At 39.4% G+C, this 13,569-nt stretch carries 11 protein-coding genes, 2 tRNA genes, 3 rRNA genes and 3 pseudogenes; 10 read left to right on the forward strand and 9 right to left on the reverse strand.

All coding sequences use genetic code 11. The features are described 5' to 3' along the window. From A9G40_RS03970 to A9G40_RS04005, 7 genes and pseudogenes are all read left to right on the forward strand, one after another. A 16S ribosomal RNA gene (locus A9G40_RS03970) occupies positions 1 to 1,442 on the forward strand; the annotation flags it as partial. A gap of 58 nt (positions 1,443 to 1,500) precedes the next feature. Further along, positions 1,501 to 1,577: transfer RNA gene (locus tag A9G40_RS03975), tRNA-Ile, on the forward strand. A 52-nt stretch (positions 1,578 to 1,629) separates the two neighbouring features. Beyond that, positions 1,630 to 1,705, forward strand: a tRNA-Ala gene (locus A9G40_RS03980). A 260-nt stretch (positions 1,706 to 1,965) separates the two neighbouring features. Next, positions 1,966 to 4,864: ribosomal RNA gene (locus A9G40_RS03985) — 23S ribosomal RNA — on the forward strand. Between the two features lie 170 nt (positions 4,865 to 5,034). Then, positions 5,035 to 5,150 (forward strand): 5S ribosomal RNA (gene rrf, locus A9G40_RS03990). A 400-nt stretch (positions 5,151 to 5,550) separates the two neighbouring features. Beyond that, complete coding sequence (locus tag A9G40_RS04000; protein ID WP_218057934.1) at positions 5,551 to 5,877, forward strand: hypothetical protein; 327 nt, start codon at positions 5,551 to 5,553, stop codon at positions 5,875 to 5,877. Between the two features lie 19 nt (positions 5,878 to 5,896). Further along, positions 5,897 to 7,071 (forward strand): annotated as a pseudogene (locus A9G40_RS04005) (IS256 family transposase). Positions 7,072 to 7,219: 148 nt separating this feature from the next. On the opposite strand, the gene A9G40_RS04010 reads toward A9G40_RS04005, so the two are convergent. From A9G40_RS04010 to A9G40_RS04045, 9 genes and pseudogenes are all read right to left on the reverse strand, one after another. Then, complete coding sequence (locus tag A9G40_RS04010; RefSeq protein ID WP_065582008.1) at positions 7,220 to 7,597, reverse strand: SMI1/KNR4 family protein; 378 nt, start codon at positions 7,595 to 7,597, stop codon at positions 7,220 to 7,222. A gap of 94 nt (positions 7,598 to 7,691) precedes the next feature. Further along, positions 7,692 to 8,051, reverse strand: coding sequence for a hypothetical protein (locus A9G40_RS15720; RefSeq protein ID WP_218057935.1), 360 nt, complete (start codon positions 8,049 to 8,051; stop codon positions 7,692 to 7,694). Positions 8,052 to 8,057: 6 nt separating this feature from the next. Beyond that, entirely contained in the window at positions 8,058 to 8,276 is a 219-nt protein-coding gene (locus A9G40_RS15725; RefSeq protein WP_218057936.1) for an RHS repeat-associated core domain-containing protein, read from the reverse strand. Positions 8,277 to 8,462: 186 nt separating this feature from the next. Then, positions 8,463 to 8,897 (reverse strand): hypothetical protein, encoded by a 435-nt coding sequence (locus tag A9G40_RS04015; RefSeq protein ID WP_065582009.1) that lies wholly within the window; start codon positions 8,895 to 8,897, stop codon positions 8,463 to 8,465. Then, a complete protein-coding gene (locus A9G40_RS04020) occupies positions 8,897 to 9,262 on the reverse strand; it encodes a hypothetical protein (RefSeq protein WP_065579970.1) in 366 nt (121 codons plus the stop codon). Before A9G40_RS04020 ends, A9G40_RS04015 begins: the two co-directional genes overlap by 1 nt. A 233-nt stretch (positions 9,263 to 9,495) precedes the next feature. After that, a complete protein-coding gene (locus A9G40_RS14575; RefSeq protein ID WP_141675184.1) occupies positions 9,496 to 9,774 on the reverse strand; it encodes an RHS repeat-associated core domain-containing protein in 279 nt (92 codons plus the stop codon). 108 nt (positions 9,775 to 9,882) lie between these two features. Next, the gene (locus A9G40_RS04025; RefSeq protein WP_065582010.1) at positions 9,883 to 10,248 is read right to left on the reverse strand and encodes a hypothetical protein; all 366 of its coding nucleotides are present in this window, start codon (positions 10,246 to 10,248) and stop codon (positions 9,883 to 9,885) included. Positions 10,249 to 10,329: 81 nt separating this feature from the next. Continuing rightward, positions 10,330 to 11,441, reverse strand: a pseudogene (locus tag A9G40_RS14580) (IS3 family transposase). A 618-nt stretch (positions 11,442 to 12,059) separates the two neighbouring features. Continuing rightward, complete coding sequence (locus tag A9G40_RS04045) at positions 12,060 to 12,365, reverse strand: hypothetical protein (protein ID WP_065582012.1); 306 nt, start codon at positions 12,363 to 12,365, stop codon at positions 12,060 to 12,062. A gap of 242 nt (positions 12,366 to 12,607) precedes the next feature. Between A9G40_RS04045 and A9G40_RS04050 the strand changes: the two genes are divergently transcribed. The 3 genes and pseudogenes from A9G40_RS04050 to A9G40_RS15730 form a co-directional block, all read left to right on the forward strand. Then, a complete protein-coding gene (locus tag A9G40_RS04050; RefSeq protein WP_176700436.1) occupies positions 12,608 to 12,865 on the forward strand; it encodes a transposase in 258 nt (85 codons plus the stop codon). After that, positions 12,865 to 13,482, forward strand: coding sequence for a DDE-type integrase/transposase/recombinase (locus A9G40_RS04055; protein WP_065582013.1), 618 nt, complete (start codon positions 12,865 to 12,867; stop codon positions 13,480 to 13,482). The genes A9G40_RS04050 and A9G40_RS04055 overlap by 1 nt, the downstream gene beginning before the upstream one ends. A gap of 12 nt (positions 13,483 to 13,494) precedes the next feature. After that, positions 13,495 to 13,569, forward strand: a pseudogene (locus tag A9G40_RS15730) (integrase core domain-containing protein); the annotation flags it as partial.

A 13,569-nucleotide genomic window follows, 5' to 3' on the forward strand; every position in this document is an offset into this window, starting at 1 on the left:
AGTGGCGGACGGGTGAGTAAAGTATGGGGATCTGCCGAATGGAGGGGGACAACAGTTGGAAACGACTGCTAATACCGCATAAAGTTGAGAGACCAAAGCATGGGACCTTTGGGCCATGCGCCATTTGATGAACCCATATGGGATTAGCTAGTAGGTGGGGTAAAGGCTCACCTAGGCGACGATCTCTAGCTGGTCTGAGAGGATGGCCAGCCACACTGGAACTGAGACACGGTCCAGACTCCTACGGGAGGCAGCAGTGGGGAATATTGCACAATGGGGGGAACCCTGATGCAGCCATGCCGCGTGTATGAAGAAGGCCTTCGGGTTGTAAAGTACTTTCGGTGATGAGGAAGGTGTTGTATCTAATAGGTGCAACAATTGACGTTAATTACAGAAGAAGCACCGGCTAACTCCGTGCCAGCAGCCGCGGTAATACGGAGGGTGCGAGCGTTAATCGGAATGACTGGGCGTAAAGGGCATGTAGGCGGATAATTAAGTTAGGTGTGAAAGCCCTGGGCTCAACCTAGGAATTGCACTTAAAACTGGTTAACTAGAGTATTGTAGAGGAAGGTAGAATTCCACGTGTAGCGGTGAAATGCGTAGAGATGTGGAGGAATACCGGTGGCGAAGGCGGCCTTCTGGACAGATACTGACGCTGAGATGCGAAAGCGTGGGGAGCAAACAGGATTAGATACCCTGGTAGTCCACGCTGTAAACGATGTCGATTTGGAGTTTGTTGCCTAGAGTGATGGGCTCCGAAGCTAACGCGATAAATCGACCGCCTGGGGAGTACGGCCGCAAGGTTAAAACTCAAATGAATTGACGGGGGCCCGCACAAGCGGTGGAGCATGTGGTTTAATTCGATGCAACGCGAAGAACCTTACCTGGTCTTGACATCCACAGAATCCTGTAGAGATATGGGAGTGCCTTCGGGAACTGTGAGACAGGTGCTGCATGGCTGTCGTCAGCTCGTGTTGTGAAATGTTGGGTTAAGTCCCGCAACGAGCGCAACCCTTATCCTTTGTTGCCATCGGTTTGGCCGGGAACTCAAAGGAGACTGCCGTTGATAAAGCGGAGGAAGGTGGGGACGACGTCAAGTCATCATGGCCCTTACGACCAGGGCTACACACGTGCTACAATGGCGTATACAAAGGGAGGCGACCTCGCGAGAGCAAGCGGACCTCATAAAGTACGTCTAAGTCCGGATTGGAGTCTGCAACTCGACTCCATGAAGTCGGAATCGCTAGTAATCGTGAATCAGAATGTCACGGTGAATACGTTCCCGGGCCTTGTACACACCGCCCGTCACACCATGGGAGTGGGTTGCACCAGAAGTAGATAGCTTAACCTTCGGGAGGGCGTTTACCACGGTGTGGTTCATGACTGGGGTGAAGTCGTAACAAGGTAACCGTAGGGGAACCTGCGGTTGGATCACCTCCTTACGAAGAGCTCGTAAGTGTTCACACAGATTGTTTGTTTAGAAGAAAGAGTCACTTTATTGGGTCTGTAGCTCAGGTGGTTAGAGCGCACCCCTGATAAGGGTGAGGTCGGTGGTTCAAGTCCACTCAGACCCACCAATTCTACTTATTAAGCTGATTTTAGTTTGATTGGTTGATGAAGTGAGACAATGGGGCTATAGCTCAGCTGGGAGAGCGCCTGCCTTGCACGCAGGAGGCCAGCGGTTCGATCCCGCTTAGCTCCACCATTAAAGGTACCTCTACTATTCGATGATGAAAAATTATGTTTGTATTTACTTGGTTTAGTGTTTGAGTGAATAGAAAGATAAAGCTCTTTAACAATTAGGAACAAGCTGAAAGAAACGAGTTCTCGTTTTTACGGAAAGCTTTTATTTTTGGTTTAATGATATATTTGATAAAAATTGAGTTAAGCTGATTAAATTAAAAGTATTGAAGTAAAAAAGAGAAAAAAGCGTAAATTGAAAACCAAGATAACTGTGAGTTGTAAGGTTAAGAAATTAAGCGTACACGGTGGATGCCTAGGCAATCAGAGGCGAAGAAGGACGTGTTAATCTGCGAAAAGCGACGGTGAGCCGATAAAAGGCGCTATAGCCGTTGATGTCCGAATGGGGAAACCCAGTGTAGGTGACTACACTATCATATAATGAATTCATAGTTATATGAGGCGAACCGGGAGAACTGAAACATCTAAGTACCCCGAGGAAAAGAAATCAACCGAGATTCCCTAAGTAGCGGCGAGCGAAAGGGGAGTAGCCCAAGCGGGTAGCATGATGTATTAGTGGAAGCGTCTGGAAAGTCGCACGATAGAGGGTGAAAGTCCCGTACATGAAAATGCATGATGTGGAAGCTTATAGAGTAGGGCGGGACACGTGATATCCTGTCTGAAGAAGGGGGGACCATCCTCCAAGGCTAAATACTCCTGATTGACCGATAGTGAACCAGTACCGTGAGGGAAAGGCGAAAAGAACCCCGGGAGGGGAGTGAAATAGACCCTGAAACCGTGTACGTACAATCAGTGGGAGCTGTTACCGTTGGGTAATAGTGACTGCGTACCTTTTGTATAATGGGTCAGCGACTTATATTCTGTAGCGAGGTTAACCGAATAGGGGAGCCGAAGGGAAACCGAGTATTAACTGTGCGTTAAGTTGCAGGGTATAGACCCGAAACCCGGTGATCTAGCCATGGGCAGGTTGAAGGTTGGTTAACACTAACTGGAGGACCGAACCGACTAATGTTGAAAAATTAGCGGATGACCTGTGGCTGGGGGTGAAAGGCCAATCAAACCGGGAGATAGCTGGTTCTCCCCGAAAGCTATTTAGGTAGCGCCTCATGAATGACTGTTGGGGGTAGAGCACTGTTTCGGCTAGGGGGCCATCCCGGCTTACCAACCCGATGCAAACTCCGAATACTGACAAGTTGAATCATGGGAGACACACGGCGGGTGCTAACGTTCGTCGTGAAGAGGGAAACAACCCAGACCGCCAGCTAAGGTCCCGAAGTCATAGTTAAGTGGGAAACGAAGTGGGAAGGCTTAGACAGCTAGGATGTTGGCTTAGAAGCAGCCATCATTTAAAGAAAGCGTAATAGCTCACTAGTCGAGTCGGCCTGCGCGGAAGATGTAACGGGGCTAAAACTATGCACCGAAGCTGCGGCAGTGCACGAAAGTGTATTGGGTAGGGGAGCGTTCTGTAAGCCGTAGAAGGTGTGTTGTGAGGCATGCTGGAGGTATCAGAAGTGCGAATGCTGACATAAGTAACGATAAAGCGGGTGAAAAGCCCGCTCGCCGGAAGACCAAGGGTTCCTGTCCAACGTTAATCGGGGCAGGGTGAGTCGACCCCTAAGGAGAGGCCGAAGGGCGTATCTGATGGGAAACGGGTTAATATTCCCGTACTGGTTATAACTGCGATGGGGGGACGAAGAAGGCTAGGTTTACCACCTATTGGATGGTGGGTTAAGCATGTAGGCGTGTGATTAGGCAAATCCGGTCACTGAGACGCTGAGGTGTGATGACGATGCACTAAGGTGCAGAAGTAATTGATGCCCTGCTTCCAGGAAAATCCTCTAAGCTTCAGGTTATAATCAATCGTACCCGAAACCGACACAGGTGGTCAGGTAGAGAATACTCAGGCGCTTGAGAGAACTCGGGTGAAGGAACTAGGCAAAATGGTGCCGTAACTTCGGGAGAAGGCACGCTGATGGTAATTGAAGTCCCATGCGGATGGAGGTGAAATCAGTCGAAGATACCAGCTGGCTGCAACTGTTTAATAAAAACACAGCACTGTGCAAACACGAAAGTGGACGTATACGGTGTGACGCCTGCCCGGTGCTGGAAGGTTAATTGATGGGGTTATGCTTATGCAGAAGCTCTTGATCGAAGCCCCAGTAAACGGCGGCCGTAACTATAACGGTCCTAAGGTAGCGAAATTCCTTGTCGGGTAAGTTCCGACCTGCACGAATGGCGTAATGATGGCCAGGCTGTCTCCACCCGAGACTCAGTGAAATTGAAATTGCCGTGAAGATGCGGTGTACCCGTGGCAAGACGGAAAGACCCCGTGAACCTTTACTATAGCTTGACAGTGAACATTGAGCCTTAATGTGTAGGATAGGTGGGAGGCAAAGAAGCATGCACGCCAGTATGCATGGAGTCGACCTTGAAATACCACCCTTTAATGTTTGATGTTCTAACCTATACTTCTGAATCGAGGTAAGGGACACTGTCTGGTGGGTAGTTTGACTGGGGCGGTCTCCTCCCAAAGAGTAACGGAGGAGCACGAAGGTTAGCTAATCCTGGTCGGACATCAGGAGGTTAGTGCAATGGCAAAAGCTAGCTTGACTGCGAGAGTGACGGCTCGAGCAGGTACGAAAGTAGGTCATAGTGATCCGGTGGTTCTGAATGGAAGGGCCATCGCTCAACGGATAAAAGGTACTCCGGGGATAACAGGCTGATACCGCCCAAGAGTTCATATCGACGGCGGTGTTTGGCACCTCGATGTCGGCTCATCACATCCTGGGGCTGAAGTAGGTCCCAAGGGTACGGCTGTTCGCCGTTTAAAGTGGTACGCGAGCTGGGTTTAGAACGTCGTGAGACAGTTCGGTCCCTATCTGCCATGGGCGTAGGAAAATTGAGAGGGTTTGCTTCTAGTACGAGAGGACCGAAGTGAACGCACCGCTGGTGTTCGGGTTGTGATGCCAATTGCATTGCCCGGTAGCTACGTGCGGAATAGATAAGTGCTGAAAGCATCTAAGTACGAAACTAGCCTTGAGATGAGTTTTCCCTGAAGAGATTCAGTAAGGTCCGTTTGAGACTAAGACGTAGATAGGTCAGGTGTGTAAGTGTAGTGATACATTGAGCTAACTGATACTAATGAACCGAGAGTCTTAACCTTACAACTCGGAGTTGTTTTGGAGTTACGCGATTGGATGATTGAAGTTGATATATTTAGAGAGATTGACTTTAAATTGTTTAATAAATGAGAGAGCAGTTTGTTCCGGATTGAGCAATTGCTGTGGATATGAGATAATACATGGTAATTGAGAGAAGAGAAGACAGGATATGTCTGGCGGTAATAGCGCGGTGGTCCCACCTGACCCCATGCCGAACTCAGAAGTGAAACGCCGTAGTGCCGATGGTAGTGTGGGTATTACCCATGTGAGAGTAGGGTGCCGCCAGACTTTTAAATTTAGTGAAGCTCAGCAGCGATGCTGGGCTTTTTTACGTTTGGTATTTTATTTAATGGAGCTCTGATTTGTATAGTAATATCTAGAGCGGATAGTCCGAAGAATAACGGATTGAAGATGATAAGTTGATGTTGAATTGATGTTGGAATGAAATGAGTTCATTAATCATTGATAAAAAACCGAATTATCCATGTCCTATTTACCGCACAGTTCTCTAACTGGAAAAACCAGCCTCAGCTTCTTTTAAAAAGCTACGGTTTGATGTTCAGTCATTTTTTTATAATTAAATCCCCCTTTTGTTTTTATCATAGAGAATTTTCTACTTTTTTACTGTACTATTTTAGAGGAGCAGTTACAAGAGCAATTGAAAGACTCTTCAAAGGGAAAATTCCTAATGAAGCTATTGAAATTATTAAATAGGGTTGATTTTATGCCGGCATTATCTGAATATTCAAATATATCAAACACTGTATTCAATATATTGAATAAAAAAGGGTACCAAATCTGGTATGACGAAAGATTAAAAATGTACTGTGCCGAAAGAAATGGTTGGGATTTTATGGCGGATTCCCCGTCAGGTTTACTAGGTTTAGTTAGTATTTATGAGTTTAAACAACCAGCTATATATAAAGAATATTGGTGGAAAGATGACAATAAAAGTTTACTAGATAATTTAAGTAGAAAAAAACCTAAATACATATCAGTAACAGATAAAAAATAGACCCTGTAAATAAAAATGGATAAAAAAATTAAAAGAGTTAGCGACTGAGTTAGCTAAAAACATAAAAACTCAAGACGATTTGGGTAAATTAACCTGCTTTTTAAATAAACTCATCATTGAGGCAGTGTTAAATACGGAAATAATCCAACACTTAGGGTATGATAAACATCATAAAAAGTTAGGTCGTAATTATCGTAAGGCTATAGTAAAAAAACAGCCATTAGTGATGATGGTGAGTTAGAACTATCCATCTCACGGGATAAAGAAAGCTCATTTGAACCATAGTTAATAAAAAATATTAAACTCAGATTGATAAAATCAACCATCAAATTCTATTCCTGTATGCCAAAGGCATGACCGCACGAGAAATTGAAAAACTTTAAACAGATATATGATGTTGATATCTCTCTAGCCTTGATATCAAAGGTGAGCGATACGGTTAAAAGGCAAGTGATTGAGTGGCAAAATAAACCGTTGGATACGCTTTATCCCATTGTTTACTTAGGCTGTATTGCGGTCAAAGTCAGTCAAGGTGGCTGTATTATCAATAAATTGATTTTTCTAGCTTTAGCCATCAACTCTGAGGGGGGAATAAAGAACTATTAGGATCTTGGATAGCTGAAAATGAAAAGGCTAAGTTTTGGTTATCGGTTTTAGCTGGACTGAAGAATCGAGGAGTGGAATATATTTTAATTACTTGTATTGATAGTTTAAAAAAGTTTTCCTGATGCAATTAACACCGTTTATCCCGTGTCTGTACCTTGCATAGGGTGGGTAATAGTTTAAAGCTTGTTAGTTGGAAATACTATAAAGCATTGCTAAAGGTTTTAAAGCAATTAATCAAGCTAGAACCGAAGAGTAAGCCTTACAAGCTTTATCTCACTTGAATCGGTGTGAGATGAAAAATATAGCTACATAAGTCAATTATGGCGATGTCATTGGGATAATTTGACAGCCTATTCGAAAAATATTTGTAAGGCAATTTACACCATCAATGCCATAGAATCACTGAACAGCATCATTCGCCATGCTACAAAAAACGCAAGTTTTCCCGACGGATGATTCGGTGAAAAATGTGATTTATTTAGCTATCCGACAAGCATCAAAAAATGAACTATACCGATCCAAAACTGGAAAAGCGCAATGAGCCAGTTTATTGTAGAATTTGGTGACAAAATTACCCGTTACCTCTAACTGGCAAATACACAAAATTGAGGATAGGGTCTTTTCTATCGGTTAAGACACTTCTCCATAATCATTTTTCAAGACATTATATTTTAGTTGTAATTCTTAATTCTATAATAAAATTATATGGTTAGTATTATTTGTGTTGAAAAATATGTCATTCGATATATTTCCCTAAATGATAAATATCAGTTGCCTCGTTATTCATTTCTAAAGAGCCTAAAGCACCTAAATCCAAACTATATATATTATCAGACTCATTATTTTTCTTGACGTATATAAAATAGCCTACATCACCATCTTGACCTATTAAAAAATAATTGGGTGCAATGTTTTGTATACTATGTACATCATTTCTTTCTTGAATGTCATATATGTTATATATGTATATATATTCTTCTTTTTCAGTGGTTAATTCATACGGCTCTTTATCTTGAACCTCTTCTGACAAAAATCGTACATATAAACTTGGAAATTTGATATTCATTTCTTTTTCAAGAGTATACAATATTTCTATAATTGATTTCTTTTCCATAAAAAATTTACCATTCAATTAATATTCTATAAGTCAAAAAAAGGATTATTTATATTAGCATTTCTAATGCTATCGAAATATTTGTAAGAATCATTTAACGCTTTTTTGCTTGTGCTTTAGGTACACCGGCGTGAAGCATTTCTCTGTAACTTATATTGAATTCTTGTTTTAAGGTTGTATTCCATTCTCCATTAAGTGAGTTTCTAGTTCTTTGCGCATGACTAATGTTAGCATGTAGTAAACCAGAAAAAGATTGTAATAATGCCGCTGGTGCAACATTTCTTCGATAACTAGTTATATTTCTTTTAGTCCAAGCAGCTTGTATTGGATGATGGCTTTGTACGAATGCATCAGATCTAGTGTTTTTATGGCCTGAAGCTCTATTTGCATTAGGCGATAAGTTACCATGTATGTTTACATCGCCTTTTTTATATCCATTTGGAGCTTTACATATTAATCCCTACGATTTGATTGGCGGATATTGATACAGATTAAATCTACCCAACAGTCCAATCAAACCCAGTTGTGTAAAGCGTCCTATATCCAGATTATCGTACCTGAAAGTATTGTAATGTAAACTGGTTTCACTGTCTAAACATTGTCCTTGATATCTGAGATTCTGTTGTATCGGTAAGTTCTTCCCGACAGCCGTGCAGATTGGTGTGGAAATAGCGGATATGTTGTTCTTGGTTGCCGTCTGTGCCTATACGTGCTAGCGGTTCGTAGCTGTTCTGGTCGGTATAGATATATAGGCTGGTAGGATGATTCAGGCCGGTTTTCTTAATTATTGTTAAGCCATCTCACAAGAAGTAGGTATGGTTGTAGAGCTCGCTTTATTTTGATTTTGAGGTATTAATCAGGTCGCTTAGTCACAGAATATATATACATTTAAACCATTATTAAATGATTTTTCCAGAAAATCAATAAAATGAATAATTGATTCAAGCTGTAGCTTTTTTGTTTTAATAAGGCTTTCTAATTCTTTTATTAAGGGCTGAATTTCTCCATATAAAATAGTAGTATCAGCATAGTAATCATCAAATTTTTTTATTATTGGGTATTGATTTAATGGTATCGCATTATTGAATAATAAATCATGATCAGATTTTCCAAGTGAAAATATCGGTGTGTTTTCATCTATTTTCTTTTGATTATTTGATGCCATAAAATCTAAAGCCATAAATACCTCATGTTCTAATTGGATGGGATTGTTGTAACCTTGTCTACTGTGTTTTTGGCTTACCAGTCGTTTAGAGGTATCGTAAAAGAAATTTTTTACTTTTTTTAATGATGAATTCATTAATCATAGACACCAATCTCTTCTGCTTTTGCAATTAGCTCATCTTGCAATGAACCTTGTATTTCTTCTCCATCATACTCAAGCATGAAATCACCACTAATATTCGGTGGGAAATGTGTACCGTCTATGGTTCCAAAAACCGCAGACATTGTATCTACTATTACTATACGCAGAAAATTAAAAATCTTTTCTTGGTCTTTATCTGATAGCTTTGTGATAATACTTCTTGCTCTTGCAAAAGGATCATTAACGTTTGTAGATTCACTTGAATCACTTAAATGAATTTTATAATATTCAAGTGCATCATCTAAAAGTTCAGATAAGAGTGAGGTAACTACTAATTCATCTTTTCTTATTTTACCCATTTAACAACCTCTTTTTCTATTAGGTTTTGCTTTATTCATTTCTGGATACATTTCTTTATTTTTGGCGATTAATTTCTGAAAAGCGCTATTGGGTATTTGTGGGTAACCCCTTCTTAGCTTACGTATATCTCTAGCTAATAACTTTCTAATACTACTAAATTGTTTTCCTGTTTTAGAGTTAATTTTACTACGTGCAACAATTTCAACTTCATCTTTTTTAAGGAGCCTATGTTCTAGCTCTGGGAAATAAAGTAGCAGGGATCATACCCTTTGACAAGATTTTGCATAATTGCTTTTTGCCTTATATGGTGAGCATTCATTCCTAAATGATCAACCCAAGTCAACCCATTAGGCGTATACTCATACAGTTTAAACCCAGCAACTAATCCAATTGGGGCGGGCATAGTCAATATCCTACATCCGAATCTGAAAGTTTTGTAATGCAATCTGGTTTCTCTACCTAAATATTGTCCATTATATCTAAGGTTTTGCGCTACTGATTCCGTGCTCAATTTCCTGAATCCGTTTACTCCAGAGCTGGTAGCGGCATACTCTCAGTATTTTGCTATTTGAATCGGTTAACTTTTCCGGTTTTATACCTAATATATATGTTGCTATCTTTATGTTAAATATGGTTCTAAGTAAAAATCACTATCTACGAAACAATACTCTAGCCAATATCCAGATTCTTTACTGTATCCCTGTAATATAAGATTATTTTTTTCAATAAATATTTTCTGAATATATTCAAAAAACTCTAATTCATGTCTAAGTAACTTTTTTTGTTCAAAACTATTATTCAAATCATTGACAATAAAAATGTTTGCTTGGAAAAATGACCAATTAAAAACTGACAAACTAATATTACTGATGTACTGTTTTTTCTCTAGATCGTAGACTGACTCAAAATATATCTTAATTTCATTAGAAAATATTTTAGTCTCCAAAATATTACAATCTGCTATTTCTATATGTTGTATATTCATTTTTTAACAACTTATTTTTTTATGATCAGCCAGTGACTTTGAATTGGTATGTCCACACTTTTTAGTACCAAAAAGATAAGGTCATAGATTCATTTTATATTCAATGGGTGACTGGTAATTTAAAGACGAATGAAGCCTGTTGTAATTAAACCAATCCACATAGTGATTAAATTGTAGCCTGAGCTGTTCAAGTGAATCAAAAATCGTGTTTGATACAAATTCAGTTTTCACCGCTTTAAATGTTGCTTCAGCAACGGCATTATCATAAGGGCATCCCTTATGGCTTAATGAACGCTCAATGCCAAATTCCTTTAAACATTCATCAAGTAGATGATTATCAAATTCTTTTCCTCTATCTGAATGAAATAACTCAACTGAATTTAAGTTAATAGGGATTTGGCTGATAGCATCCATAACCAGTTGAGCATTTTTATGTTTTCCAGCACTTCGTCCCACGATTTCTCGATTGCTTACATCAATAATCACACAAAGGTAATGCCAGTGTTGTTTCACTCTCACATAAGTTAAATCGGTCACAAACACTTTTCGTTGTTGTCCTACCGTAAACGCACGATTAAGCTGATTACTCACTGTTGATTCGTTGCTTTTTTCTGTATCAACACGATATTTTTTACAGGTATATTTTGATACTCATCCGTTTTCTTGCATGATTCGACCAATTCGGCGACGGGATAATAGTATGCTTTTCTTTCTAAGCGCTACTTGTAGTCGCCTTGTTCCATAGGATTGATAGTTATCGTTAAATACCGCTTTCACTTTTTTACTAAGCTCTTTGTCTGTTTTTTTACTGGTTAATTGTAGTTGATAATAGAAGCTATTTCTTGACACTTGTAAACATCGACATAACGCACGTAAACTATATCGATGTTGATTCTCGGTGATTAATTTGATTTTCGTCCTATTATCAACGCCGCTTGCTTTAGGATGTCATTCTCCATTAACAATCGCTTATTCTCTTTACGTAGGGCTATGAGCTCATTTTCTTGAGCACGACGATTAGCTTGAGCTGTAAACTCACCAGTGGTTTGATATTGCTTAATCCACTTATCTAATGCGGATTTAGTCAGGTCGTATTCGGTGACAATATCCGCTCGTTTTTTGCCATTTTGGTATAACATTACCCTCTGTTTTTTAAATTCATTACTAAAACTGCGTTTTTCTCTTCTTGAAATGGAATTTGTCATTGTTGGTTCCTTTTGTTTTTTGGTTATCATAACAATGACCTTATTAAACTGGTACTAATTAGTGTAGCCTGTCCAAATTAACAACGTTACCGTTAATATTTAAAGAGTTTCCTGCCTTATCATATCGATGGCATGATAGTATAAAACACTTTATCTAGCGGATCTAATTTAGCTACTATTGTTCTGATGTCTGTATATTTCCAATGTGCAAATGCATCATCAGGGGGATCCTCCTTTCCATGAAATGTTTTCTGCTTTTGATAAAGTATGGTAATGTAAGCCAGTTTCTCTGTCCTAATACTATCCCTGATATCTGAGGTTTGGCTCTACTGAGCTGTGCTCGATTGCCTGAATGTGCTTCCCAAGAACTGAAAGCTGCATTCCCAGACGATGTCACTATTTGCATCGGTTAGCTTCTCTGGCGCACTATTTGGGTCGGTATGGAAGTAGACTATTTCTTCATCTTCACTGTTTCTTTTGTCTATGCGTACCAGCGGTTCGTAGCATTAACAGTCTAATATCGTCATTTCGATACTTGTAATGCTCATTAGGTATTTATCTGATTATGTGCAAAGCCCAACAATAGTATTGTCAGTCAATGATTACTTATGTTGATTGTTCAAAAGTCATATATGTATTATTTTTTTCATCTAAAAATATATATAAGTAAGAAATATCATGCCTAATTTCGGTTATATCCAATTGGCCTATAAAAAATAACGGTTTATTTTCTACTGTTGGCCATGCTGGAGATTGGAGCCATCTGGGTTTATTTTTTAAAAATTTAAAATCATTTTTAATTTCTAATTTTAAAGCTCTTTCTAACTCTATTCCAGATTTATCTTTATGTTTATTAAAGATAAACTGAAAATAAGATTCAGTCAAATTTAACCATCGTGGTTGAATTTTCATAAATAAATCATATTTTTTTTATATTCATTATTTAACGAAAAGCTAACATTTTTTTTGTAAGCAATTTTGAAAGTAAATCTTTACTATCGATTTCACCTGATGGTAATAAAATATCAATTTCAATAAGATACAAAAATGCATTTTGTGAATTAGTGTATGGAGGTATTTTGTAACTATCCCCTAAAATAGTACAGCAAAAAAGTAGAAAATTCTCTATGATAAAAGTAAAAGAGGATTTAATTATGAAAAAAATGACTGAACATCAAATCGTCGCTATTTTAAAAGAAGCTGAAGCAGGTATTCCTGTCAAGGAACTCTGTCGCAAATATGGCATGGGTAATTCAACTTTCTATAAGTGGCGAGAAAAATACGGCGGTATGGAAACGTCGGATATTAAACGCTTAAAGGAGCTGGAGGCTGAAAACTGCAAGCTTAAGCAGATGTTTGCCGAACTGAGCTTAAAATCCCAGCTTCAGGAAGAAATCATAAAAAAGCTTTAGTGCCAACAGGGGCACGTAAAACGTGGGCACAGCAACTACAACAAAATCATTCAGTTACTATTGCTATGAGTTGTGCCATTGTTGGTTTAAGCCGTTGTGCTTACTATTATCAAGCTAAGTTACAGGATGATTCGGTGATTGTTTCGGTGTTGAATGCTATCACAGACCGGCATTTACGCTGGGGCTTTCCTAAATGTTTTAATCGTATCAGAAAGCTCGGCTATCAATGGAATCATAAACGGGTATATCGGGTGTATTGTGAATTAAAGCTTAATCTCAGGGTAAAGCGTAAAAAACGCATTCCTCCACGATGCCCGGAAAGGTTATTAGTCCCCAATAAACAAGGTGAATGTTGGTCAATGGATTTTATGAGTGACAGTAGTCGTAATCAACGTCGATTTAGGACATTCAATGTCATCGATGACTTTAATCGTGAGGCGTTAGGTATTGATATTGCAGTAAGCTTACCAGCAGGGAGAGTTACCCGTTACTTAGATAAACTGGCTGAATATCATGGCTATCCATTAAAAATACGCGTCGATAATGGACCAGAATTTACAGGAAAAACCTTCATAAATTGGGCTAAATCACATGATATAACCATTGATTATATCTAGCCCGGTAGCCCTTATCAAAATGGCTATATTGAACGATTTAATCGTACCTATCGTACTGAAGTACTCGATTTATATCTTTTTAACAAC

Source organism: Gilliamella sp. Nev3-1, from assembly GCF_001690435.1.
GTDB lineage: Bacteria > Pseudomonadota > Gammaproteobacteria > Enterobacterales > Orbaceae > Gilliamella > Gilliamella apicola_C.